Below are 24,950 nucleotides of genomic sequence, written 5' to 3' on the forward strand. Positions count from 1 at the left end.
TGGCGTTTTTGTTTCGAGCGTGGAAAGCGGCTGCCGCCGCGCGGTGTCAGTCGCGCGCGACGTCCTTCGCCGCCGGCGATGCGCCGTGGCTCAGCCAGTCGAGCACGTCGGCCGTATCGTCGTCGCTCGCGCGTGCCTTCGCCTGCGCGACGGCCTCGGGCAGTTCGCCGTTCGTCGACGCACGGCGGATCGCGACGCCGACCGCGAGGATGTCGATCATCAGCAGGTGCAGGATCCGCGAGATCATCGACAGCTGCGATTCACGCATCTCGATGTGGTCGGTTTCGAGCGCGACGGTCGCGCGCTTCGCGAGCGGCGTGTTGCTCGACGTGATCGCGATCACCTTCGCGCCGGCCTGCATCGCGACGTCGAGCACGCGCAGCAGCTCGGGCGCGCGCCCCGACTTCGACACCGCGACGATCACGTCGCCCTTGCCGAGCAGCGCGGCCGACGCGGCCTGCATGTACAGGTCGCCGTACGCGATCGTCGGGATCCCGAAGCGGAAGAACTTGTAATGCGCGTCCTGCGCGACGATGTTCGAGTTGCCGAGCCCGTAGAACTCGATGCGCCGCGCGCCGTTCAGGATCTCGATCGCGTTCTCGACGTGCTCGAAGTTCAGGTGCTCGCGCAACTGCAGGATCGCCGACACCGTGTTGTCGAGCACCTTCGCGCCGAAGTCGGTGGCCGTGTCGCCGAGATGCACCTGGCTGTGGCTCATCGGGATCGTGCCGGTGAGGCCGGTGGCGAGTTTCAGCTTGAAGTCGGACAGCCCCTGGCAGCCGAGCGAGCGGCAGAAGCGGATTACCGTCGGCTGGCTTACGTCGGCCTTGCGCGCGATGTCGACGATCGGATCGTTGATGATCGAGCGCGGATGGTTCAGCGCGAGATCGGCGACGCGGCGCTCGGCCGGGGTCAATGCGTCACGCATCTGGCGGATCCGCTCGAACACGGCCGACGACGCACCGCCCGAGCGGTTCGACAGCTGCTCCGCGAGGATTGCCGACACGCCGAGGAACGCCGGGTATTCGGCGGTGATCAGGTAGGTCGGGATGTTCTCGAGGTAGTGCGTGAAACGGCCCTTCGCCTCGAAGCGTGCGCGAAACGACGAGCGCGTGAACAGTTCGCCGAGCTTCAGCGCGACACCGCCGCCGATGTATACGCCACCGAGTGCGCCGAGCGTCAGCGCGACGCTGCCCGCGAACGCGCCGAGAATCCCGCAGAAGCATTCGACCGTCTCGAGCGCGAGTGCGTCGCCCGCATGCGCGCGTTCGACGATCTCGACCGTGTCGACGGTCGCGGCGACGCGCTTCTTGTCGCGCGCGGCGAGCGCGCGATAGATGATCTCCATGCCGGGGCCCGCACAAACGCGTTCGAACGACACGTGCGGAAACTTCTTGCGCGCGTACTGCAGCACCAGGTCCTCGCGCTCATCCTGCGGCGCGAACGATGCGTGGCCGCCTTCGCTGCCGAGCGCGATCCAGCGGTCGTCGGCCGGAATCAGTCCCGACACGCCGAGCCCGGTGCCGGGCCCGAGCAGCCCGATCACACTGTTCTGGCGGCGCGTGCCGCCGCCGACCTGCACGCGCTGCGCGTCGGTCAGGCCCGGCAGCGCCATGGCCAGCGCGGTGAAATCGTTGACGACGAGCAGCGTGTCGAAGCCGAGCGCGCGGCGCGTCGCCTCGATCGAGAAGCTCCAGTCGTGGTTGGTCATCGTGACCTGGTCGCCGTCGACCGGATTGGCGATCGCGATCGCCGCGTGGTTCACGCGGCTGATCTTCACGTCCTTCAGGTACTTGCGGATCGCGTCGGTGATCGTCGGATAGTCGGCGCCGGGATACACGCGAATCTGCGTGATCTCGCCCGGGCCGGTTTCCAGCGCGAAGCGCGCGTTGGTGCCGCCGACGTCCGCGAGCAGGCGCGGGCCGTCGGCATGCTGACCCGCGACGACCGCCTTACTTTGCGCACCAGTAGACATCGAGCTGGGTCCCCTTGTCGTTGGCCAGTTGGGAAATCGCGTTCTTCTGCAGCGACGCGGCCGCGGCGTCGAGCACCGCGCGCTTGCGTTCGCCCGCGATCAGCAGGAACAGGCGGTCGACGCGCTTGAGCGCATCGAGCGAGAAGCTCACGCGCGCATGCGGCGCGGCGCCCGGATGCACGGCGACGAAACGCTCGGGCGTCGTGATCGCATGATCCCATTCGGGCGCATCGGCGAAGATCGACGCGGTATGGCCGTCTTCGCCCATACCGAGCACCGCGACGCTCGGCACGCGGTAGTCGGCGTTCGCGTTCAGCGCGGCGACGTGCGCATCGAGCGCGGCGCGCGTGTCGACGAGCGGCAGGAAGCGGGCGGGGGCGGCTGCATGCTGCAGCAGCGTGTCGCGCACGAGGTGCGCGTTGCTGGCTGCGTCGTCCTCCGGCACCCAGCGGTCGTCGACCAGCGTCACGTCGACGCCGGCCCAGTCGAGCGCCGCGTGCGACAGCGTTTGCAGGAACGGGCGCGGGCTCGTGCCGCCGGACACCGCGAGCGTCGGGCGCGCGGGGCCGGCGAGCGCGGCGCGCAGCGCATCGCCGACGGCGCGCGCGAGCGCTTCGCTTTGCGCTTCCTGGGTGTCGAAAGCGTGGATCTCGATCACATCTCCTCCGGACTGCTTTGTCTGTTCAAATCGTACGAATCGTGGGGCACGTTGCCGCGTACGGTGGCGTGCGCGGCAACGGCTTGCATCAGTTTTCTTCTTCGAGCCAGCAGGTGTCGTGCTGCGCGAGCATCGCGCTCGCCGCGGCCGGCCCCCAGGTGCCCGCCGCGTACGGCTTCGGCGGTTTCAGCGAGCGCGCCCATTCGTTCAGGATCGGCTCGACCCAGCGCCATGCGGCTTCCTGTTCGTCGCGACGCACGAACAGCGCGAGCCGGCCGTTGATCACGTCGAGCAGCAGGCGCTGGTACGCCTCCATCTGGCCTTCCTTGAAGAACCGGTCGAACGCGAGGTCGAGGTGCACGCTCGCGAGGTTCATCCCTTCGCCGGGCTGCTTCGCGAGGCAATACAGGCGGATCGTCTCGTTCGGCTGCAGCCGGATCACGAGGCGGTTCGAGCCGGGACGCAGCGCGGTGGGGCCGAGTGCCGAATGCGGCACCGGGCGGAAATTGACGACGATCTCCGCGACGCGGTCGGCAAGCCGCTTGCCGGTGCGCAGGAAGAACGGCACGCCGGCCCAGCGCCAGTTCTCGATCTCGACCTTCAGCGCGACGAAGGTTTCGGTCTGGCTGTCGGGTTTCACGCCCGGCTCGGTCGCATAGGCCGGCACCTGCGCGCCCTTGATCACGCCGGCATGATACTGGCCGCGCACGGCAACCTTGCCGATGTCGCGCGGATCGACCGGCTTCAGCGCGCGCAGCACGCGCAGCTTCTCGTCGCGCACCGAATCCGAATCCATCGAATGCGGCGGCTCCATCGCGACGATCGACAGCAGTTGCAGCAGGTGGTTCTGCACCATGTCGCGCAGTGCGCCGGTATTGTCGTAGAAATCGCCGCGCGCCTCGACGCCGAGCTCCTCGGCGATCGTGATCTGGATGCTCTCGACCCATTCGCGGCGCCACAGCGGCTCGAACAGCGCATTGCCGAAGCGCAGCGCGAGCAGGTTCTGCACGGGTTCCTTGCCGAGGTAGTGGTCGATCCGGTAGATCTGGCCTTCCGCGAAGATCTCGCCGACCGCGTCGTTGATCGCGTTCGACGACTTCAGGTCGTAGCCGAGCGGCTTCTCGAGCACGATGCGCGAGCCTTCGCTCAGGCCGACCGACGCGAGCGCATTGCAGATCGGCACGAACAGCGACGGGCCCGTCGCGAGATAGAACACGCGGATGCCGGGCAGCGATGCGATCGCGTCGCGCAGCACGGCGTAGTCTTCCGCGCGGCCGAGGTCGAGCTTCACATACTCGATGCGCTGGAGAAAGGACTTCCACGCGGCTTCGTCGAAGGCCTTGCCGGCCGCCTTGACCGCGTGCGGCTTCACATGCGTGTCGACCCACTCGAGATAACCCGCCTGATCCGATTCGTGCCGCGCCACGGCGACGATCCGGCCGCTCTCCGCCAGCATGTTCGCACGGTGCGCCTCGAACAGCGCGGGCAGGATCTTGCGCATCGACAGATCGCCGGTGCCGCCGAAAAGTACGAAGGTAAAGCTGGAATCGGTATGCATGTGTCTCCGCCGGTTTTGGGGTGCTGGGAAGCGATCCGTAGTGCGATAAAAATATTTTTGACACTGAATTGTAGTTTAACTACAATCCGCCGCAAGGGGTAGCACCTGGGTGAAGAAAAAAAGAAGTGCGGTCGACGAACTGCGCGAGCTTCGCCTTCGGGAACGCCATGTGCCGAATGTTATCGGACATTGACGGCGCGCATCGTCAGCGCGACGTCTACCCCGGGCTCGCGCCGCATCATCGCGGCGGGCCAGAAACACAAAGAGGAGACACGCCGTTGAATCTCGATTCACGCTTTCTGTAAGAGCCCGGCCGGTCATCGGCCCCGTACGCTGCATGCGTCCCGCGGCTCGATTTCCCCGTCGTTATCAAGAAGCCGGTTCCCGGTCAGGGAACCTCACGAGTTGATTCAGTCTGGAGGAGATAAGTAATGAAAGTTCGCTCGATCATGGGCGCGCTCTGCGCCGCAGGCCTGATGGCTGGCGCCGTGGCGGCGCAGGCAGCCGAGAATGTGACGGTGCTGCACTGGTGGACCTCGGGCGGCGAGTCGAAGGCCGTCGGCGTGCTGAAGGACGACTTGCAGAAGCAGGGCTACGTGTGGAAGGATTTCGCGGTCGCGGGCGGCGCCGGCGCCGCGGCGATGACCGCACTGAAGACCAAGGTGATCAGCGGCGACGCACCGTCGGCCGCGCAGATCAAGGGTCCGCTGATCCAGGACTGGGCCGACCAGGGCGTGCTCGTCAACATCGATTCCGCTGCCGGCGACTGGAAGCAGAACCTGCCGCCGGAAATCGACAAGATCATCAAGTACAAGGGCCACACCGTCGCGGCGCCGTTCTCGGTGCACCGCGTGAACTGGCTGTACATCAACAAGGCCGCGCTCGACAAGGTCGGCGCGAAGGTGCCGACCACCTGGCCTGAATTCTTCGCGGTGGCCGACAAGCTGAAGGCCGCGGGCATCCAGCCGGTCGCGATGGGCGGCCAGCCGTGGCAGGACCTGACGCTGTGGGAAGACGTCGTGCTGTCGCAGGGCCCGGCGTTCTACAAGAAGGCGCTGGTCGACCTCGACCAGGCGACGCTGACGTCGCCGCAGATGCTGTCCGTGTTCGACACGGTGCGCAAGATCCAGGGTTACTTCGATACCGGCCGTAACGGCCGCGACTGGAACCTCGCGACCGCGATGGTGATCAACGGCAAGGCCGGCATGCAGTTCATGGGCGACTGGGCGAAGGGCGAGTTCGAGAACGCCGGCAAGAAGGCGGGCAAGGACTACATCTGCGCGGCGGTGCCGGGCACGGCGAATTCGTACACGTTCAACGTCGATTCGTTCGTGTTCTTCCAGCAGAAGGGCCAGAAGGCCGCGACGCCGGGTCAGCTCGCGCTCGCGAAGACGATCATGACGCCGGACTTCCAGGAGCAGTTCAGCCTGCTGAAGGGGTCGGTGCCGGTACGTCTCGGCGTGAAGATGGACAAGTTCGACGACTGCGCGAAGAAGTCGTATGCCGACGAGCAGACCGCGATCAAGTCGGGCGGGTTCGTGCCGTCGCTCGCGCACGGGATGGCGCAGAGCGATGCGACCGCCGGCGCGATCACGGACGTCGTGACGAAGTTCATGAACTCGCAGCAGGATTCGAAGAGCGCGGTCGCCGCGCTCGCGAAGGCCGCGAAGGTCAAGTAACGCGCGGCAGGCGCCCGGCCGGACACGCTTCATCGGCCGGGCGTTTTCGCATGTGCAGCAAACGGGCTCGCCCGCGGGCTCGTGCCGTACCCGGCGCCGGCCCGGCCTGCGTCGCCCTCGTTCCAGGAGTCGAATCAAGTGGCTGCCCCTCTTAGCGGAAACGGATCCGGCGCTGCCGCCGCACGGCGTACGTCGCCGATGTCGGCCTTCGCCGATCGCTGGATCCCGAAGCTCGTGCTTGCGCCGAGCGTCGCGATCGCCGTGGTGTTCATCTACGGCTTCATCCTGATTACCGGCTATCTGTCGCTGACCAATTCGCGACTGCTGCCGAACTACGAATTCGACGGCTTCGGCCGTTACACGGACCTGTTCCAGAACGACGTGTGGTGGACCTCCGCCGCGAACCTCGGCTGGTTCGGGATTCCGTTCATCGCGATCTGCGTCGCGCTCGGGCTGTTCCTCGCGATCCTGCTCGACCAGCGGATCCGCAACGAAGGCGCACTGCGCGCGATCTTCCTGTACCCGATGGCGCTGTCGTTCATCGTGACCGGCACCGCGTGGCAGTGGATCCTGAACCCGGGCCTCGGCCTCGAGAAGGTGATGCACGACTGGGGCTGGACGAGCTTCTCGTTCGGCTGGCTCGACGATCCGGACAAGGCGATCTTCTGCGTGGTGATCGCGGCCGTGTGGCAGTCGACCGGCTTCGTGATGGCGCTGTTCCTGGCAGGGCTGCGCGGTGTCGACGCCGAGATCTTCAAGGCCGCGCAGGTGGACGGCGCGACGCTGCCGACCATCTACCGCAAGATCGTGATCCCGAGCATGCGCCCGGTGTTCTTCTCGGTGCTGCTGATCCTCTGCCACATCACGATCAAGACCTTCGACCTCGTCGTCGCGCTGACGGCAGGCGGCCCGGGCACGTCGTCGTCGCTGCCGGCCATGTTCATGTACACGTTTTCGTTCAACCGCGGCCAGCTCGGGCTCGGCGCGGCGTCGTCGGTGATGATGCTCGCGACCGTGGTCGCGGTGCTGGTGCCGCTGATGTATATGGAATCGAGGAGCACCCGCAATGCAGCCTAAGATGACGATCAGCCGGGCAGTGATCTACGCGGCGCTGATCCTGTTCGCGCTGTATTTCCTGTTCCCGATCTACGTGATGCTGTCGACATCGTTCAAGGATCTCGACCAGTTGCGCACCGGCAACCTGCTGACGCCGCCCACCACGTGGACCGTCGACCCGTGGGTGAAGGCCTGGAGCGGGGCGTGCACCGGCGTGCGCTGCGACGGCATGAAGCCGTTCTTCCTGAACTCGCTGCAGATGGTGATCCCGGCCGTGCTGATCTCGTCGCTGATCGGCGCGTTCAACGGCTACGTGCTCACGCACTGGCGCTTTCGCGGCGCCGACGCGCTGTTCACGATGATGCTGGTCGGCTGCTTCATCCCGTTCCAGGTGATCCTGCTGCCGATGGCGCGCCTGCAGGGGATGCTCGGCCTCGCCAATACGATTCCGGGCCTCGTGTTCGTGCACGTCGTGTACGGCATCGCGTTCACGACGATGTTCTTCCGCAACTTCTACGTGAGCGTGCCGGCCGAACTGGTGAAGGCCGCGCGCATCGACGGCGCGGGCTTCTTCACGATCTTCACGAAGATCCTGCTGCCGGTGTCGCTGCCGATCTTCATGGTGTGCCTGATCTGGCAGTTCACGCAGATCTGGAACGACTTCCTGTTCGGGATCGTGTTCTCCGGCGTCGACTCGATGCCGATCACGGTTGCGCTGAACAACCTCGTCAACACGTCGACGGGCGTGAAGGAATACAACGTCGACATGGCCGGCGCGATCATCGCCGCGCTGCCGACGCTGCTCGTCTACATCGTCGCCGGCCGCTACTTCGTGCGCGGGCTGACGGCGGGCGCGGTGAAGGGGTAAGCGCGGCTTCATCCGATACGACGAACCGGCCGCGCTTCGCGCGCGGCGCATCGAAACGAACCCGACGCGGCGCCGGAGTGCGCCGCGCGAGACGAGACAGAGGATTCACAGCATGGCAAGCCTTTCCATCCGTGACGTGTACAAGACCTACCCGAACGGGGTGCCGGTCCTGAAGGGTGTCGACATCGAGATCGAGGACGGACAGTTCCTGATCCTGGTCGGCGGGTCGGGCTGCGGGAAGTCGACGCTGCTCAACATGATTGCCGGGCTCGAAACCGTGACGAGCGGCGAGATCTGCATCGACGGCAAGGTCGTCAACGACCTGTCGCCGAAGGATCGCGACATCGCGATGGTGTTCCAGTCGTACGCGCTGTATCCGTCGATGACGGTGCGCGAGAACATCTCGTTCGGCCTGAACATCCGCAAGGTGCCGAAGAGCGAACAGCAGCAGATCGTCGACCGCGTGTCGCAGATGCTGCAGATCCAGCACCTGCTCGACCGCAAGCCGGGCCAGCTGTCGGGCGGCCAGCGCCAGCGTGTCGCGATGGGCCGTGCGCTCGCGCGCGATCCGTCGCTGTTCCTGTTCGACGAGCCGTTGTCGAACCTCGACGCGAAGCTGCGCATCGAGATGCGCGCGGAAATCAAGCTGCTGCACCAGCGCCTCGGCACGACGATCGTCTACGTGACGCACGACCAGATCGAGGCAATGACGCTCGGCGACCGGATCGCGGTGATGAAGGACGGCGTGGTTCAGCAGTTCGGCGCGCCGCAGGACATCTACGATTCGCCGTCGAACCTGTTCGTCGCGGGCTTCATCGGCGCGCCGCCGATGAACTTCATCAACGGCAAGCTGGTCGAGCAGGGCAGCGGGATCGCGCTCGAAGTCGACACGGGCGTCAAGCGCGGTGCGCTGAACCTGCCGTTCGATGCGGCGAAGCTGAAGTCGCACGTCGGCCGCGAGGTGATCCTCGGCCTGCGTCCGGAGCGCATCACCGACGTGCGCCACGCGCACAACGGCGACGCGTCGCACCTGCAGCCGTTCGACGTGCGCGTCGACGTGACCGAGCCGACCGGGCCGGACACGCACGTGTTCGCGCAGGTGAACGGCAAGCGGATCGTGAGCCGCGTGCATCCGGCCGCGAACCCGCAGCCCGAACAGACGCTGTCGCTGCTGTTCGACGTATCGAAGGCGGTGCTGTTCGATCCGGCGTCGGAAGAGCGGATCGCGTAACGGTGCGCGCGCGCTGAATGAAGCAAGGAGGGGCCGTCTTCGGACGGCCCCTTTGTTTTTGCGCTGCGACTGTCGCTGGGTTGGCCGTCAGTGCGGCAGCCGCACGTCGAACTTGAACGTCGCGAGCCGTGCGACGAGGATGAAGCCGGTCGCGAGCAGCACGCTGTACACCGAGTCGAACTGCAGCCACGCGAGCAGCAGGTAGAACCAGCAGCCGACGAACGCGCAGGTCGCGTACGGCCGCGAATCGCGCAGGATCAGCGGGATGTCGTTGCACAGCACGTCGCGGACGATCCCGCCGACCACGCCCGTGATCACGCCCATCATCACCGCGATGAAGCGCGGCATCTCGGCATCGAGCGCGATCGCCGTACCCGAAATGCTGAAGATCCCGAGCCCGATCGCATCGGCGACGAGCAGCAACCGTTCGGCCGACAGCCGCGACAACATTCGCAGCACGAACGGCGCGAACAGCGCGAGCACGAAGATCGCGATCACGTAGTCGTCGTGCACGACCCAGTAGAACGGCCGGCGCTCGAGCAGGATGTCGCGCAGCGTGCCGCCGCCGAACGCGGTGGCGAGCGCGACGACGAACGTGCCGACCGAGTCGAGGCGGTTCTTGCGCGCCTCGATGAAGCCCGAGATCGCAAAGGCCAGCGTGGCGATCGCCTCCAGTATCGCGATCGCGAGCGTCAGCCTAGGATGCGGCACGCGGCCCCCGGTCGCCAGGCGCCGCGAACGGCTGCAGCAGCACCAGCACCGCGCCCGCGCCGCCGTCGTGGCCGCGCGCCTCGCAGAATGCGATCACTTCTTCCTTCTGCACGAGCCACGCGCGCACCTTGCCTTTCAGCACGGGTTCCTTGCCGATCGAGCCGAGCCCCTTGCCGTGGATCACGCGCAGGCAGCGCAGCCCTTTCTTGCCGGCTTCGCGGATGAATTCGGCGAGCGCATCGCGCGCCTCGTCGCGCCGCATCCCGTGCAGGTCGATCTGGGCCTGCACGATCCAGGCGCCGCTGCGCAGCTTGCGCACGACGTCGCGGCTGATGCCGGGACGGTGGTAGTACAGCGAATCGTCGCTGTCGAGCAGCGTCTCGGGATCGAATTCGTCGGACAGCGTCGCGTTCAGCACGGCTTCCTCGTCGCGCTGCGTCTGCTTCGGCACCGGGTCGGGCGGCGTGCGGCCGGCCGCCGCGCGCGGCGGCGCCTTCAGCGGCTGGATCGCGCCGATCTCGTTGCGGAACAGGTTCGCGTCGGCTTCCGCCTTGCGCTCGGCCTTGGCCGTTTCGATGCGCTCGCGGTCGCGGCGATCGGCTGCGCCTTGCAGCGACTTGCGCAGCGCGCCGAGGCCGGCGAGCCCCTGGCCGCGCAACGCGGCGGGATCGGGCGCGGGCACCGGTGCAGCGGGTGCGGGGTTTGCGGGACGGGCGGCGATCTGCCGCTTCGCGGGATCGCTCGGATGGGGCTGGTTCTTCGCCATGATTCGGTACGCAGGGCAGGCGCGTTCGGGCGCGCGGGCAAAAAAAAGCCGCTGCACGGCGGCAGCGGCTTGTCCGGCCAGACCCGCTTCGCGGCAGCGGACGCCATTGTAGCGCCCGGCGCGACAGGTCTCGCGGCTTACTTCTTGTCGTGCAGGCTTTCGAGGTAGCGCTGCGCGTCGAGCGCGGCCATGCAGCCCGTGCCGGCGCTGGTGATCGCCTGGCGATACACGTTGTCCTGCACGTCGCCCGCGGCGAACACGCCCGCGACGCTCGTCGACGTCGCGTTGCCGTGCAGGCCGCTCTTCGTCAGGATGTAGCCGTCCTTCATCTCGAGCTGGCCCTGGAACAGGTCGGTGTTCGGCTTGTGGCCGATCGCGACGAACACGCCCTGCACGTTGAGGTCTTCCGTTGCGCCGGTCTTCACGTTCTTGATGCGCAGGCCGGTGACGCCCGAATCCTCGCCGGTCACTTCGTCGAGCACGTGATCCCACTTGATCACGACGGCGCCTTCCTTTTCCTTCTCCAGCAGGCGGTCGATCAGGATCGGTTCCGCGCGGAACTTGTCGCGGCGGTGGATCACCGTGACCTTCTTCGCGATGCCCGTCAGGTAGAGCGCTTCCTCGACGGCCGTGTTGCCGCCGCCGATCACCGCGACTTCCTGGCCGCGATAGAAGAAGCCGTCGCAGGTCGCGCAGGCCGAGACGCCCTTGCCCATGAACGCTTCTTCGGACGGCAGGCCGAGATACTGCGCGGACGCGCCGGTCGCGATGATCAGCGAATCACACGTGTATTCGCCCGAGTCGCCGATCAGGCGGATCGGCTTTTCGTGCAGTTTCGCGGTGTGGATGTGGTCGAACACGATTTCGGTGTTGAAGCGCTCGGCGTGCTCGAGGAAGCGCGCCATCAGCTCCGGACCCTGCACGCCTTTCGCGTCTGCCGGCCAGTTTTCGACGTCGGTCGTGGTCATCAGTTGGCCGCCCTGCGCGATGCCGGTGATCAGCACCGGGGACAGGTTGGCGCGTGCCGCGTAGACGGCAGCCGTGTAGCCGGCGGGGCCGGAACCGAGAATCAGGACTTTGGCGTGTTTGGGCGTGGACATGTGCGAATCCGTAAAAGGCGGCCGCGGCGGGCGGGGTAGGGCTCGCCGTACGATCCGGGTTGACCGGGATGCCGTCATAGATGGGTATCAGACGCGCATTATAAAGGTCCCGTTGCTGCGTTGCCGAACGAGAGTTTCAATCGACGCGATAGTGTCGCGCGGCGCAACGGCCGCGCACGCGGGGCGGGCGGGGCGCGCGGCGGTGCGTTGTCGCACGGGGGCTGCGGGGCGGGACGCCGGCTCGAGGCGGCGCGGCAGCGGTGCCCGGCGGGGAGCCGGACCGGCGCAAAAGGGCCGCTGAGGCGCACTTGCGCCGGGCCGGCCGTACCCCAGCCCCGTTATGTAACCGTCATTTACACTTGGCGGCCCGGTGCAGCGTTTACAATACGCGGGATCGAACGACAGGCGGGCGCACGGCCCGTCCTCTTTATACGGATTCATGGCAAAAGCTCCTTATTCCGCCCAGGCACAGGCGTTGCCGCACCGGATGTCGAAGCTCCTCACGGAGATCCGCTGGATTCTCCAGGTCGCGCTCTGCGCATTTCTGGTGATGGCCCTGCTGAGCTACAGCCGGCGCGATCCGAGCTGGACGCACGCGGCCCAGGTGGACCACATCACGAACTGGGCCGGCCGCGTCGGCGCCTGGACGGCCGACATCATCCTGCTGCTGTTCGGCCTGTCGGCCTACTGGCTGATCGTGCCGCTCGCGCGACGCATTGCCGTCAACTATCGCCGCATCACGCGCCACGAGGCGGTCTCGGAGGAATCCGAGCGGCCGATCGGCTGGCTTACCGAAATCCTTGCGTTCATGCTCGTCGTGCTGGCGTGCGACGGCATCGAGGCGCTGCGCATGTGGTCGCTGAAGGTGCAGTTGCCGCGTGCGCCCGGCGGCGTCGTCGGCGAGGCCGTGGCGGGCGCGATGTCGCATGCGTTCGGCTTCACGGGCGGCACGCTGCTGCTGCTGATCGCGCTGGCGATCGGCCTGTCGCTGTATTTCCGCTTCTCGTGGCTGTCGGTGGCCGAGCGTGTCGGCGGCGCGATCCTGTCCGCCGTCAACGTCGCGAAGCTGCGCCGCGAGGCCGAGCGCGACCGCAAGCTCGGCGAGGCCGCGGCGGTGCGCCGCGAAGGCAAGGTCGAAGAGGAGCGCGTGCGCATCGAGGATCACGAGCCGGTGACCATCGTGCCGCCGGTCGTGACGCCCGTGAAGTCCGAGCGCGTCGAGCGCGAGCGTCAGGTGCCGCTGTTCACCGACCTGCCGGGCGATTCGACGCTGCCGGCGGTGTCGCTGCTCGATCCCGCGCCGAAGGCCCAGGAGGCGATCTCCGCGGACACGCTGGAATTCACGTCGCGCCTGATCGAGAAGAAGCTGAAGGACTTCGGCGTCGAGGCGAGCGTCGTCGCCGCGTATCCGGGCCCGGTCGTCACGCGCTACGAGATCGAGCCGGCCACCGGCGTGAAGGGCAGCCAGATCGTCAACCTCGCGAAGGATCTCGCGCGCTCGCTGTCGCTCGTGTCGATCCGCGTCGTCGAGACGATTCCCGGCAAGAACTACATGGCGCTCGAGCTGCCGAACCAGCGCCGCCAGACGGTGCACCTGTCCGAGATCATCGGTTCCGAGGTGTACGCGGCCGCATCGTCGGCGCTGACGCTGAGCCTCGGCAAGGACATCGGCGGCAAGCCGGTGTGCGCGGATCTCGCGAAGATGCCGCACCTGCTGGTCGCCGGCACGACTGGTTCCGGCAAGTCGGTCGGGATCAACGCGATGATCCTGTCGCTGCTGTACAAGGCGACGGCTGACCAGGTGCGCCTGATCCTGATCGATCCGAAGATGCTCGAAATGAGCGTCTACGAAGGCATTCCGCACCTGCTGTGCCCGGTCGTCACCGACATGCGCCAGGCCGGTCACGCGCTGAACTGGACGGTCGCGGAAATGGAGCGCCGCTACAAGCTGATGAGCAAGCTCGGCGTGCGCAACCTCGCGGGCTACAACAACAAGATCGACGAGGCCGCGAAGCGCGAGGAGAAGCTGCCGAATCCGTTCAGCCTGACGCCGGAGGATCCGGAGCCGCTCGGCCGCCTGCCGAACATCGTCGTGGTGATCGACGAATTGGCCGACCTGATGATGGTCGTCGGCAAGAAGGTCGAGGAACTGATTGCACGGATCGCGCAGAAGGCGCGCGCGGCCGGCATCCACCTGATCCTCGCGACGCAGCGTCCGTCGGTCGACGTGATCACGGGCCTCATCAAGGCCAACGTGCCGACCCGGATCGCGTTCCAGGTGTCGTCGAAGATCGACTCGCGCACGATCCTCGACCAGATGGGCGCCGAATCGCTGCTCGGGATGGGAGACATGCTGTACCTGCCGCCGGGCTCCGGGCTGCCGGTGCGCGTGCACGGCGCGTTCGTTGGCGACGATGAAGTCCATCGCGTCGTCGAGAAGCTCAAGGAGCACGGCGAGCCGAACTACGTCGAGGGCCTGCTCGAAGGCGGCACCGCCGACGGCGACGAGGGCTCGGCCGGCGCGGGAACCGGTGAGGGCGGCGGCGAGTCTGATCCGCTGTACGACCAGGCGGTCGAGATCGTCATCAAGAACCGCCGCGCGTCGATCTCGCTCGTGCAGCGCCATCTGCGCATCGGCTACAACCGCGCGGCGCGCCTGCTCGAGCAGATGGAGCAGTCGGGGCTCGTGTCGGCGATGTCGTCGAGCGGCAACCGCGAAATTCTTGTGCCGGCGCGCGACGCGGAATGAGTCCGCGGCGTTCGCAGCGCCGGCCACCCAGGGAGAAAACCGCAATATGCAGCAACATTCGTTCGCAATGTCCCTTCGTTTGACGCGGCGCTGGCTCGGCGCGGCGCTTGCCGGCGCATCGCTGATGCTCGCGGCGACGCACGCGTTCGCGGGCGGCACCGAGCAACTGAAGGCGTTCGTGTCGCAGGTGCGTTCGGCGAAGGGCGACTTCACGCAGCAGATCGTCAAGGCCCCGGCCAAGGGGGCCAGCGCCGCGCAAGCCGTGCCGAAGCCCACCGACAATTCCAGCGGCACGTTCGTGTTCGCGCGCCCGGGCAAGTTCATCTGGACGTACCAGAAGCCTTACCAGCAGGTGCTGCAGGCCGACGGCGAGAAGCTCTACGTGTACGACCGCGACCTGAACCAGGTCACCGAGCGCAAGCTGAACGGCGCGCTGGGCGCGAGCCCGGCCGCGATCCTGTTCGGCAGCAACGATCTCGACAAGAACTACACGCTGCGCGATGCCGGCGAGAAGGGCGGCATCGAGTGGCTCGAGATGCTGCCGAAGGCGCAGGACACGCAGTTCCAGCGGATCGGCATCGGCTTCAAGAACGGCACGCTCGCCGCGATGGAACTGCACGACGTGTTCGGCAACGTCACGCTGCTGACGTTTACGAACATCCAGACGAATCCGCCGCTGAAGGGTGATACGTTCAAGTTCGTCGTGCCGAAGGGCGCCGACGTGATTACCGGCTGACCGGCGCCGCGCGCTGCTGTTTCCCCGACGGGCCTGCCGGTGACGGCAGGCCCGTGTCGTTTCCGGGGTTTGCGGGCACGGGCGCCCGGTGCGGCGGTGCTTTCGCGCGGCTGTCATAATGGCGGGTCCGGCGGCCGGTTCGGCCGCCATTGTTTGATGTGGAGCGAGGGTTCATGTCCGACCTGTTTCAAGTCGAGCCGCGCCGCCCGCTTGCCGAGGCGCTGCGGCCGAAGACGCTCGCCGAGGTGATCGGCCAGACGCATTTGCTGGGCGAAGGCAAGCCGCTGCGGCTCGCGTTCGAATCGGGCAAGCCGCATTCGATGATCCTGTGGGGGCCGCCCGGCGTCGGCAAGACGACGCTCGCACGGCTTACCGCGCTCGCGTTCGACTGCGAGTTCATCGCGCTGTCCGCGGTGCTCGGCGGCGTGAAGGACATCCGCGAGTCGATGGAGCAGGCCAAGGACACGCTGAACCGCACCGGCCGCCACACGATCCTGTTCGTCGACGAGATCCACCGCTTCAACAAGGGGCAGCAGGACGCGTTGCTGCCGTTCGTCGAGTCGGGGCTCGTGACCTTCATTGGCGCGACGACCGAGAATCCGAGCTTCGAGGTCAACTCGGCCTTGCTGTCGCGTGCGCAGGTGTACGTGCTGAAGTCGCTGGACGACGACGAGATGCGCCAGTTGCTGAAGCGCGCGCAGGAAATCGCGCTCGACGGCCTTTCGTTCGACGACAAGGCGATCGACACGCTGGTCGGCTATGCGGACGGCGACGCGCGGCGCTTCCTGAACCTGCTCGAGCAGGCGCAGACGGCGGCCACCTCGGCCGGCACCGCGACGATCGACGCCGAGTTCGTCAGCAGCGCGATGACGCTGAACGCGCGGCGCTTCGACAAGGGCGGCGACAACTTCTACGACCAGATCTCGGCGCTGCACAAGTCGGTGCGCGGTTCGAGCCCGGACGGCGCGCTGTACTGGTTCTGCCGGATGATCGACGGCGGCGCGGATCCGAAGTATCTCGCGCGGCGGATCGTGCGGATGGCGTGGGAAGACATCGGCCTCGCCGATCCGCGCGCGCTGCAGATGGCGAACGACGCGGCCGAAACCTACGAGCGGCTCGGCTCGCCTGAAGGCGAGCTTGCGCTCGGGCAGGCGGTGATCTATCTCGCGTGCGCGGCGAAGAGCAATGCGGGCTACAACGCATTCAACCAGGCGATGGCGTTCGTGAAGCAGGACAAGTCTCGCGAGGTGCCCGTGCATCTGCGCAACGCGCCGACCAAGCTGATGAAGGAACTCGGCTACGGTCACGCTTATCGTTACGCTCACGACGAGCCGAATGCGTATGCGGCCGGCGAGACGTACCTGCCGGACGGGATGCGCGAACCGCGCTGGTACAAGCCGGTGCCGCGCGGGCTCGAATCGAAGATCGCCGACAAGCTCGCGTGGCTGCGCGAACTCGACCGCGAGGCCGGCAAGAAGGACTGACGGGCCGGCGCGCGGTGCGGTCCGGCCGGCGCCGTTGCGAACGCGTCAGCGCTTGCGGCCCGGCTGCTTCTTCCAGTAGTCGAACGGCTCCTCGTGGCATTCGATGTCGAGCTCGGCGACCCGCGCATGCAGGCGCTCCTGCGCATCGGCGATCGCGAGGTTGTAGATCGCGGGTGCGATCTCCTCGACGAAGAAGTGCAGCAGCGCGCCGGCCTGGATATTGCCGATCGGCTCGTCCATGTTTTCTGTGAAATAGCGTTGCAGCGACGCGATCGCGCGGTCGCGTACGTCCTTGTCCAGTTCGATGGCCATCGGGTTCCTTGAGTAGCGGTGACGTGTGGCGGGTGTCTCGTTCGATGCGCTGCCGCAGGCGCGCACGGGTGTTTCGCGATCCGCGGCGCGCCGATGCCGCGCGATTTCGCGGGGGCTGGCGGGCGGACCGGCAATGCGATACTGCCATGGCCGTCGCGCCACGGTCATCGCTCGTTTGCAGCATTGTCCGTTCGGCCAGTGCCGTGGCGGCCCCGCGGTGCGTTAGAATTCCCGTCTTACACAACGATTCTCCAAGTCCTCCCATGCTCGACATCCAGTTGCTGCGCAAAGACCTCGACGGCGTCGCCCAGCGCCTCGCCGATCGCGGCTACACCCTCGACATCGCCGCGTTCTCCGCCCTCGAAGCGGAACGCCGCGCGATCCAGACCCGTACCGAAGAGCTCCAGGCGCGCCGCAACAGCCTGTCGAAGCAGATCGGCGCGATGAAGGGGAAGGGCGAGGACACGTCGGCCGTGATGGCCGAGGTCGGCGGGATCGGCGACGAAATGAAGGCGTCGGAAGCCAAGCTCGGCGAGATCCAGGCGCGCCTGTCCGACCTGATGCTGGGCATGCCGAACATCGCGCATGAAAGCGTGCCGGTCGGCAAGGACGAAGCCGACAACGTCGAGGTGCGCCGCTGGGGCACGCCGCGCCAGTTCGATTTCGAGGTGAAGGATCACGTCGACGTCGGCACGCCGCTCGGCCTCGATTTCGAGACCGGCGCGAAGCTCGCCGGCGCACGCTTCACGATGCTGCGCGGCTCGATCGCGCGCCTGCACCGCGCGCTCGCGCAGTTCATGATCGACACGCACACGCAGCAGCACGGCTACACCGAGACGTATACGCCGTACATCGTGAACCCCGAGATCCTGTACGGCACGGGCCAGCTGCCGAAGTTCGCGGACGACATGTTCCGCGTCGAGAAGGGCGGCGAGGAGAACAAGGTCACGCAATACCTGATCTCCACGTCGGAAATTTCGCTGACGAACACCGTGCGCGAGTCGATCGTCGACGCGTCCGCACTGCCGATCAAGCTGACCGCGCATTCCCCGTGCTTCCGCTCGGAAGCCGGTTCGTACGGCCGCGACACGCGCGGGATGATCCGCCAGCACCAGTTCGACAAGGTCGAGATGGTGCAGGTCGTCGCGCCGGAAGCGTCGTACGCGGCGCTCGACGAGATGGTCGGTCATGCGGAAGCGATCCTGCAGAAGCTCGGCCTGCCGTACCGCGTAATCACGCTGTGCACGGGCGACATGGGCTTCTCGGCCGCGAAGACGTTCGACCTCGAGGTGTGGCTGCCCGCGCAGAACACCTATCGCGAGATCTCGAGCTGCTCGAACACCGAAGCGTTCCAGGCGCGCCGGATGCAGGCGCGTTTCCGCAACGCGCAGGGCAAGCCGGAGCTCGTGCATACGCTGAACGGTTCGGGTCTCGCGGTCGGCCGCACGCTCGTCGCGGTGCTGGAGAACTACCAGAACGCGGACGGCTCGGTCACCGTGCCGGAAGTGCTGCGTCCGTACATGGGCGGCATCGAGCGCATCGACGCGCCGGCACAGGCGTCGTAAGCGCGCGCTTCGGCAAGCGCTTGGAGTCCTCGCAAGAAATTTTGCAAAAAGGGCTTGTGCGTTTCGAAGAGATCGTTCTATAATCTTTTCTTTCGCGGAAACGACCAAACGCGAAATGCAGTAAAGCAGCAAGGAAGGAGAGGTGGCAGAGTGGTCGAATGTACCTGACTCGAAATCAGGCGTACGGTTTCCCCGTACCGTGGGTTCGAATCCCACCCTCTCCGCCAAAATACGAAGCCCCTTGATCCGGAAGGATCAAGGGGTTTTTCGTTTGGGGCTTGCGGTGCGTGTGTCGTATCGCAAGCCATTGCAGTGGCAACGGCTCGACCGTCGGCACATCGGATCGTGCTGATACGATGCGCTTCACTGCGTGCATGATCGTGCCGCGTCCTCGATACAGTTGCGCTGAACGGCAACCACCCCAATCCGATGACGAACCGAGTGTCGAAAGTCCTGACGGGCATAACGCTGCTGACTGCCGTCATTGCCGTCGTGGACATCCTCGGCGCGCACGGCATCGGCATGGCGCTGGCGCTCGGTAACGCGGCGTATTTCGCGGGGCTGGCAGGATGCGTGGCCATCGCAGTTGCGGCGGTATTGATCGTGCTGTCGCACACGTCGCGCTACCGCGAGCGCGCGCTGGCCTGGCGATGGCGTGAGTTGGCGCTCGCGTTGCTTTGCATCGTGACGATCGCCGCCTTCAGCCAGGCGATCGTGGTACTCGACTACTTGTGCGTGGCGCTCGCCCCGCCGTCGATCGAAGCCGATCTCGTCCGGTTCGATGCGTTGCTCGGGTTTCACTGGCCCGACCTGTATCGCTGGGTGAGGGCCCATGCCGAGTGGCAGAGCGTGCTGGCGTTCGCGTATCACGGCAGCATCGTGCAGCTGATCGCCGTCCCGTTCATTCTCTCGACCGCACGGCGACATGACGACCTTGCCGAATTCATGGCGCTGTTCGCATTTGCGTTGCTCGTCGTTGTCGTCGTCTCGACGCCGTTTCCCGCGCAAAGCGCATTCGTCCATTTCGGTATCGCGGATGCCAACACCGCGTCGACCGTGTCTCACTACGACCTGCTGCGCGGCGGGCAGCTTCGGCAGTTCAGCCTGACCGAATCGCAGGGGCTCGTGTCGTTGCCGTCGTTCCACGTGATGCTGGCGCTGCTGTTCGCGTATGCGCTCCGACACGTCCGCTACGTGTTTCCCGTATCGATCGTGCTGAATGCCGCGATGATCGTGTCGACGCCGACGCAGGGCGGCCATTACCTGGCCGACGTGATCGCCGGGATCGCATTCGGCGTGCTGTCGATCGTTGTCGTGCGCCGCTGGATGGCGGGCCCGCGCAGGGCCGCGACCACCGGGCCGCGCGCGACGCATCCGACCTGATGACCGGATGCGCGGCCGGCCTTTTCGCACGCGTCCGGTCTTTACCGATTTCTTCAGCTTTAAGCGCGCGCTTCCGGCGCCGTTAACACGGTGCGGCGGCCGGCGCTCGTGCCGAGCCGCATCGCTCCCCGTCGATTCAAGGTCCCATGAAGCTGAGCTACAAGATTCCCCTTGCATTCGCCGTCGCGCTGCTGCTGATGTTCTGTGGCGCGCTGTACGGTATCCATATTCTCAATCGGTCGATCGATACGTTCGCCGAAGACGTGCAGACGAACGTCGGCGACGAACGGCTCGTGTCGGCCACGCTCGTGCAGTTCAAGCTGCAAGTGCAGGAGTGGAAGGACACGTTGTTGCGCGGCAAGCAGCCCGACAAGCTCGACCAGTATTGGCAGGCGTTCCAGACGCGCGAGCGGACGGTCGATACGCTCGCCGCGCAACTCGTTCACCAGTTGCCTCCCGGCGAGAGCCGCTCGCTCGTCGAGCAGTTCATGCGCGCGCACACGGCGATGGGTGAAGGTTACCGGCGCGGCTTCGACGCGTTCAAGGCCGCAGGCTTCGAGCCGTCGGCCGGCGATGCCGCGGTGGCGGGCGTGGACCGCGAACCGGCGGCGCTGCTGGAGCGGGCCGCGAAGTCGATCGCCGACGAGAGCGCCGCTGTGTCGGCGCAGGCGAGCCGCGACGCGCAGCACGCCACCACCGCGAGCCTCGTGCTGATGCTGGTCGTGCTCGGCGTCGCGATGGTCGGCGCATTCCTGTTCAGCCGCGCGATCCTGCGTCCGCTCGACCGTGCGGTGGCGTGCGCGCAGGCCGTCGCCGAAGGCGACCTGACCCGTGACGTCGAAGCGGCCGGCCGCGATGAGATCGCCGATCTGCTACGCGCGTTGCAGACGATGCAGGCGAGCCTGTCGGGCGTCGTACTCGAAGTGCGTACGCACGCCGAAGCCGTCGCGACGGCGAGCGCACAGATCGCATCGGGCAATCATGACCTGTCGGCGCGTACCGAGGCACAGGCTGCGTCGCTCGAGGAGACAGCCGCCAGCATGACCGAACTCACGGGCATCGTCCGCCAGTCGGCCGAGCACGCGCAGCACGCGGCGCAGCTTGCGCGCGACGCGTCGAATATCGCGTCCGCGGGCGGCGGCGTGATGACGGATGCCGTCCACACGATGAACGGCATCGCCGACAGCGCGGCAAAGGTCGGCGAAATCATCGCGGTGATCGACGGCATCGCGTTCCAGACCAACATCCTCGCGCTGAACGCGGCGGTCGAGGCGGCGCGCGCGGGCGAACAGGGGCGTGGTTTCGCGGTCGTCGCGGCGGAAGTGCGTACGCTCGCGCAGCGGAGCGCCGCCGCCGCCAAGGAGATCAAGGGGCTCATCGAGCAGTCGACGAAGCGGGTCGACGAGGGCGCCGTGCTGATCGGCCGCGCGGGCGAATCGATTCACGAGATCGTTGGCGCGGTACAGCGCGTCACGACGATTGTCGGTGAGATCTCGTCGGCGTCGCAGGAGCAGAGCGGCGGCATCCAGCAGGTGAACGTCGCAGTCACGCAGATGGACGAAGCGACGCAGCGCAACGCGGCACTCGTCGAGCAGGCCACGGCCGCGACGCAGGCGCTGGCCGAGCAGGCGAGCGCGCTGCGGCATGCGGTGGCAGTGTTCAGGCTGCCGGAAATGGCGTGACGGCTGCGCCGCCGCGCCGGACTTCGACGGAGCCGGGGTGCGCCGCGCCGCCGGCTTTCAGCGGCGCGTCGGCGCCAGTCTCCACCGGCCCGTCCGCCGCGATCAGGCCGCGGCCGGATATTGCGCGAGCACCCGCGCGCGGATCGACGGCTTGATGTTCGATTGCGCCATGTTGCCGCCGTAGTGCGCGACGACGCGCGGATTCATCACGCGATACCAGAGCGGCGGCACATAGGCGAACAGGATCATCGTCGCGTAGCCGGCCGGCAGTTGCGGCGCATCGTCGAAGTGGCGCAGCGCCTGATACGAGCGCGTCGGATTCGCGTGATGGTCGGCGTGCCGCTGCAACTGGTACAGGAACAGGTTGGTGACGACGTGATTGCTGTTCCACGAATGCTGCGGCGTGCAGCGTTCGTAGCGGCCGCTCGGCAGCTTGCGGCGGCCGAGCCCGTAATGTTCGACGTAGTTCACGACTTCGAGCAGCGACGCGCCGTAGACGGCCTGGATCACGAGGAACGGAATCACGACCTTGCCGGCCATCGCGATCGCGATGGCCCACACGACGACGGTCATCGCCCAGGCGTGCAGCACCTCGTTGCGCCAGGTCCACGGCGAATGCCCGAGCCGTTCGAGGCGGGCTTTCTCCAGCCGCCACGCCGAGCGGATGCTGCCGGTCACGGTGCGCGGCAGGAATGCCCAGAACGATTCGCCGTAGCGCGCGCTTGCCGGATCCTCGGCCGTCGCGACGCGCACGTGGTGCCCGCGGTTGTGCTCGACGTAGAAGTGGCCGTATGCGACCGGCGCGAGCGTGATCTTCGCGAGCCAGCGCTCGAAGCGGTTGGTCTTGTGCCCGAGTTCGTGCGCGGTATTGATCGAGATGCCCGTCGCGGCGCCGAGCGACAGCGCGAAGCCGACGTAGTCGTACCATGCGAGCGCGTGCGTGCCGACGATCCACACGCACATGAAGAACGCGACGTACTCGACGAGGGTCGCGAGATAGACGATCAACCGGTAGTAGCGCTCCCGTTCGAGGTGCGGCACGACGTCCTCGGGCGGGTTGTCGCGATCGTCGCCGATCAGCGTGTCGAGGACCGGGATCACGCCGAACGCGAACAGCGGGCCGAACCACCAGAACACGTGCAGGCCCGTCGACAGCGCGAGCTGGGCGGCGAGGATCGGCAGCGTGATCGTCAGCGCGCCAAGCAGCCACAGGTAACGCTTGCCATCCGACCAGCCCGAAGCCGATCCGTCGGTGATTGCCATTGTCTCCCTCCTGTCGGCCGGCCCGCGGGCGGCCGCCTGTATGGTTGTTCGAATTCTCGTCGGTCCGCGACGCACGCGCGGTAGTGCCGGATCGTTGCCCGCTTCTGCCTGTTATACGACCCATGTGCACGCTTGCCAAACTCCGGCACTAGGCGCGCGGCTCCAAACGGAGGGGCGCGTGCGGCGCAGGCAGGGAAGGGCCCGCGCAAGCTGATTGAAACATGCCGGAATCGCCGGATCGACCCGCAGGGGCGGCCGGTTCGTCAGACGGATGGCGCGCCGTGACGCGTGCGGGTGTCGATGCCGCCGGTTCGCAACGAATGGTGCGACGCAATATGAGGAAGGCGGCAGGTTCCCGCGAGACATGTTTTCGGGTTGCCAATCTTACGGATCGTGACGACTTCCACGCTGAATTCCGGAGCGCCCGACGGGCAACTGCCTCATGTCGCAAGGCGACAGGCGCCACGCGTCGAATGAAGCCGCCGCAACCGCCTTTCGGCGGCAGGCATCGACATGGCGATGCTGCACCTGCACACCAGCTGGGCGCATGGCCGCGGGCGGTGCATGCTGCCTTTCGATTCGCGCCGCCATTTGAAAATAACGATTTGACTCATGCCCCGCTTTCGGTTGAAGCTAGTAGCTTGCTGTCCGAAGGGGGCTGTGCCTGCATGAGTTCGACCTTGACCGTTCGTCGTATCGTTGCCGACCAGGGCGGCGTGTATCGCGAACTCCGCGCCGCATCGCTGCGCGAGCCCTACGCGCCCGGCGAAGCGCCGGAAGCCGAATTGCTGAACGTCGAAACGGACGCAGCGTCGGCGATTGCCGCGCAGCGCGCCGTATCCGACGAGTCGACGACTTTCCTGCTGTATACCGAAGGCCATCCGGCCGGCATGATCGGCGCGTATTTCGACAATACGCCCGATCGGCGCGCGTTCGTCAGCGAGCTGTGGGTGGCGCACGCGGTGCGTCATCTGCGCGGCGGCGTGCTGCTGCTGGAGACGGCCACTGCGTGGCTCGCCGAGCGCGGCGCCCAGGACGTCTACGCCTGGATTGCCGATGCGAACCGCAACGCGATCCGCTTCTACGAGCGTGCGGGTTTCGGCAACACTGGCGAACACGCACCGATCGCGCGGATGCCCGGCGCGATGAAATCGCTGTACGTGTCGCAGATGAAGCGCTAACGTGACGTCGGAGCGCGGGTTGCGTGGCGCGTAAGGATCCGGTCGCCGCTTGTCTGCCCCCCTGCCGGTTGCGCGCCCGCCCGGGCCGCCGCTACCCGGTTTCCCAAAAATAATGGCCGCGCGCGTGGACGCCTGTAAAATACGCAAAAAATTTTTGCAGAGTGTCCATGTCGCTTAAAAAATCGCCATTCTTCGAGCTGCGCAGCGGATCGGTCGATACGTTGCTGTTCACCGTGAAGACGACCGATCTCGATGCGTTGCGTACCGAACTGGTCAAGCGCTTCGAAGCGACTCCCGAGTTTTTCGCCGACGATGTCGTCGTGATCGACGTCCGCCGCCTGGCTGACGGCGAACGCGTCGCGCTGGCGGACATCCGCCAGATGCTGAACGACGTGCGGATGCGCCCGGTGGGCGTGGTCGCGCTGGCAACGCAGGGCTGGGCTGGGGAAGCCGGCCTGCCGCTGCTCGAGGCGCGCGATCGCCGCGCGCCGGCCGCGAAGCATGCCGACGAAGCGGAACCGGCGCCGGCGCCCGTCGCCGAAGCTGCCGCCGCTCCGGCAGCCGAAGCGGCGCAGGAGCCCGCACCGACGCTGTTGCACTCGGGTGGCCAGACGCTCGTGATCGACCGGCCGTTGCGCTCGGGGCAGCAGATTTACGCGAAAGGAGACCTCGTGGTGCTCGCGCCGGTCAGTCACGGCGCGGAGATCATCGCGGAAGGCAATATCCACATCTACGCGCCGTTGCGCGGCCGCGCACTCGCGGGCGTGCACGGCAATCACGACGCGCGCATTTTCTGCACGTGTCTCGAGCCGGAACTGATTTCGATCGCGGGTATCTATCGAACAACCGAGAACCCGTTGCCCGCCGAAGTACTGGGCAAATCGGTGCAGATCCGGCTCGAAGAGGAAAAACTGATGATCGAACCGCTGCGGCTGACGTAATACACGTGGTGCGCTCCGGATCGATCGGCTCTCATTGACGAACACAGGGTAT

Annotated in this window: 20 protein-coding genes and 1 tRNA gene; 13 read left to right on the plus strand and 8 right to left on the minus strand. The window is 66.6% G+C overall.

The genetic code is table 11. From position 1 onward, the window contains the following. Positions 1 to 46: 46 nt before the first annotated feature. The 3 genes from LGN17_RS06320 to zwf form a co-directional block, all read right to left on the minus strand. Entirely contained in the window at positions 47 to 1,975 is a 1,929-nt protein-coding gene (locus LGN17_RS06320) for a bifunctional transcriptional regulator/glucokinase (RefSeq protein WP_226195584.1), read from the minus strand. Continuing rightward, on the minus strand, positions 1,953 to 2,633 hold the full coding sequence (pgl, locus tag LGN17_RS06325) for a 6-phosphogluconolactonase (protein WP_174948318.1): 681 nt from the start codon (positions 2,631 to 2,633) through the stop codon (positions 1,953 to 1,955). Before pgl ends, LGN17_RS06320 begins: the two co-directional genes overlap by 23 nt. An 88-nt stretch (positions 2,634 to 2,721) precedes the next feature. Then, positions 2,722 to 4,191, minus strand: coding sequence for a glucose-6-phosphate dehydrogenase (zwf, locus tag LGN17_RS06330; protein ID WP_175967003.1), 1,470 nt, complete (start codon positions 4,189 to 4,191; stop codon positions 2,722 to 2,724). A gap of 431 nt (positions 4,192 to 4,622) precedes the next feature. Here zwf and LGN17_RS06335 point away from each other — a divergent pair, with 431 nt between their 5' ends. From LGN17_RS06335 to LGN17_RS06350, 4 genes are all read left to right on the plus strand, one after another. After that, on the plus strand, positions 4,623 to 5,870 hold the full coding sequence (locus LGN17_RS06335) for an ABC transporter substrate-binding protein (protein WP_175951607.1): 1,248 nt from the start codon (positions 4,623 to 4,625) through the stop codon (positions 5,868 to 5,870). A gap of 138 nt (positions 5,871 to 6,008) precedes the next feature. Then, positions 6,009 to 6,947 (plus strand): carbohydrate ABC transporter permease, encoded by a 939-nt coding sequence (locus LGN17_RS06340; RefSeq protein WP_226195585.1) that lies wholly within the window; start codon positions 6,009 to 6,011, stop codon positions 6,945 to 6,947. Further along, positions 6,937 to 7,794, plus strand: coding sequence for a carbohydrate ABC transporter permease (locus LGN17_RS06345; protein WP_011544828.1), 858 nt, complete (start codon positions 6,937 to 6,939; stop codon positions 7,792 to 7,794). Before LGN17_RS06340 ends, LGN17_RS06345 begins: the two co-directional genes overlap by 11 nt. 112 nt (positions 7,795 to 7,906) lie before the next feature. After that, complete coding sequence (locus LGN17_RS06350) at positions 7,907 to 9,025, plus strand: ABC transporter ATP-binding protein (RefSeq protein WP_175951609.1); 1,119 nt, start codon at positions 7,907 to 7,909, stop codon at positions 9,023 to 9,025. An 87-nt stretch (positions 9,026 to 9,112) separates the two neighbouring features. Here the strand turns inward: LGN17_RS06350 and LGN17_RS06355 are convergent, their stop codons facing one another. The 3 genes from LGN17_RS06355 to trxB form a co-directional block, all read right to left on the minus strand. Beyond that, positions 9,113 to 9,736: a trimeric intracellular cation channel family protein gene (locus LGN17_RS06355; protein ID WP_124613300.1), complete on the minus strand. Its 624-nt coding sequence runs from the start codon at positions 9,734 to 9,736 to the stop codon at positions 9,113 to 9,115. Beyond that, positions 9,723 to 10,502: a Smr/MutS family protein gene (locus LGN17_RS06360; protein ID WP_226195586.1), complete on the minus strand. Its 780-nt coding sequence runs from the start codon at positions 10,500 to 10,502 to the stop codon at positions 9,723 to 9,725. The genes LGN17_RS06355 and LGN17_RS06360 overlap by 14 nt, the downstream gene beginning before the upstream one ends. A gap of 137 nt (positions 10,503 to 10,639) precedes the next feature. Next, positions 10,640 to 11,602 carry a thioredoxin-disulfide reductase gene (trxB, locus tag LGN17_RS06365; protein WP_175951611.1) on the minus strand — a complete coding sequence of 321 codons (963 nt, stop codon included), beginning with the start codon at positions 11,600 to 11,602 and terminating at the stop codon, positions 10,640 to 10,642. A 439-nt stretch (positions 11,603 to 12,041) separates the two neighbouring features. Between trxB and LGN17_RS06370 the strand changes: the two genes are divergently transcribed. The 3 genes from LGN17_RS06370 (at position 12,042) to LGN17_RS06380 (ending at position 16,571) form a co-directional block, all read left to right on the plus strand. Next, complete coding sequence (locus LGN17_RS06370) at positions 12,042 to 14,351, plus strand: DNA translocase FtsK (RefSeq protein ID WP_175967013.1); 2,310 nt, start codon at positions 12,042 to 12,044, stop codon at positions 14,349 to 14,351. A 46-nt stretch (positions 14,352 to 14,397) separates the two neighbouring features. Further along, positions 14,398 to 15,087 carry an outer membrane lipoprotein chaperone LolA gene (gene lolA / locus LGN17_RS06375; RefSeq protein WP_226195587.1) on the plus strand — a complete coding sequence of 230 codons (690 nt, stop codon included), beginning with the start codon at positions 14,398 to 14,400 and terminating at the stop codon, positions 15,085 to 15,087. Between the two features lie 173 nt (positions 15,088 to 15,260). Then, positions 15,261 to 16,571 (plus strand): replication-associated recombination protein A, encoded by a 1,311-nt coding sequence (locus tag LGN17_RS06380; protein ID WP_089445121.1) that lies wholly within the window; start codon positions 15,261 to 15,263, stop codon positions 16,569 to 16,571. Positions 16,572 to 16,616: 45 nt separating this feature from the next. Here the strand turns inward: LGN17_RS06380 and LGN17_RS06385 are convergent, their stop codons facing one another. Further along, entirely contained in the window at positions 16,617 to 16,883 is a 267-nt protein-coding gene (locus LGN17_RS06385; RefSeq protein WP_114176381.1) for a DUF2164 domain-containing protein, read from the minus strand. A gap of 263 nt (positions 16,884 to 17,146) precedes the next feature. On the opposite strand from LGN17_RS06385, the gene serS reads away from it, so the two are divergent. The 4 genes from serS to LGN17_RS06405 all read left to right on the plus strand — a co-directional run bounded on the left by serS (position 17,147) and on the right by LGN17_RS06405 (position 21,513). Beyond that, entirely contained in the window at positions 17,147 to 18,448 is a 1,302-nt protein-coding gene (serS, locus tag LGN17_RS06390; RefSeq protein ID WP_226195588.1) for a serine--tRNA ligase, read from the plus strand. A 136-nt stretch (positions 18,449 to 18,584) separates the two neighbouring features. Further along, positions 18,585 to 18,675: transfer RNA gene (locus LGN17_RS06395), tRNA-Ser, on the plus strand. Between the two features lie 202 nt (positions 18,676 to 18,877). Next, entirely contained in the window at positions 18,878 to 19,831 is a 954-nt protein-coding gene (locus LGN17_RS06400; protein WP_226195589.1) for a phosphatase PAP2 family protein, read from the plus strand. 146 nt (positions 19,832 to 19,977) lie between these two features. Then, positions 19,978 to 21,513 carry a methyl-accepting chemotaxis protein gene (locus LGN17_RS06405; RefSeq protein ID WP_226195590.1) on the plus strand — a complete coding sequence of 512 codons (1,536 nt, stop codon included), beginning with the start codon at positions 19,978 to 19,980 and terminating at the stop codon, positions 21,511 to 21,513. Positions 21,514 to 21,615: 102 nt separating this feature from the next. Here LGN17_RS06405 and LGN17_RS06410 read toward each other — a convergent pair whose 3' ends face one another. Then, a complete protein-coding gene (locus LGN17_RS06410; RefSeq protein WP_226195591.1) occupies positions 21,616 to 22,776 on the minus strand; it encodes an alkane 1-monooxygenase in 1,161 nt (386 codons plus the stop codon). A 473-nt stretch (positions 22,777 to 23,249) separates the two neighbouring features. On the opposite strand from LGN17_RS06410, the gene LGN17_RS06415 reads away from it, so the two are divergent. Together LGN17_RS06415 and minC are read left to right on the plus strand one after the other, a co-directional pair. Then, positions 23,250 to 23,957, plus strand: coding sequence for a GNAT family N-acetyltransferase (locus tag LGN17_RS06415; RefSeq protein ID WP_226195592.1), 708 nt, complete (start codon positions 23,250 to 23,252; stop codon positions 23,955 to 23,957). Positions 23,958 to 24,124: 167 nt separating this feature from the next. After that, positions 24,125 to 24,898: a septum site-determining protein MinC gene (minC, locus tag LGN17_RS06420; RefSeq protein ID WP_226195593.1), complete on the plus strand. Its 774-nt coding sequence runs from the start codon at positions 24,125 to 24,127 to the stop codon at positions 24,896 to 24,898. Positions 24,899 to 24,950 lie beyond the last annotated feature (52 nt).

It is taken from the genome of Burkholderia sp. AU30280, assembly GCF_020420125.1.
Classification (GTDB): domain Bacteria; phylum Pseudomonadota; class Gammaproteobacteria; order Burkholderiales; family Burkholderiaceae; genus Burkholderia.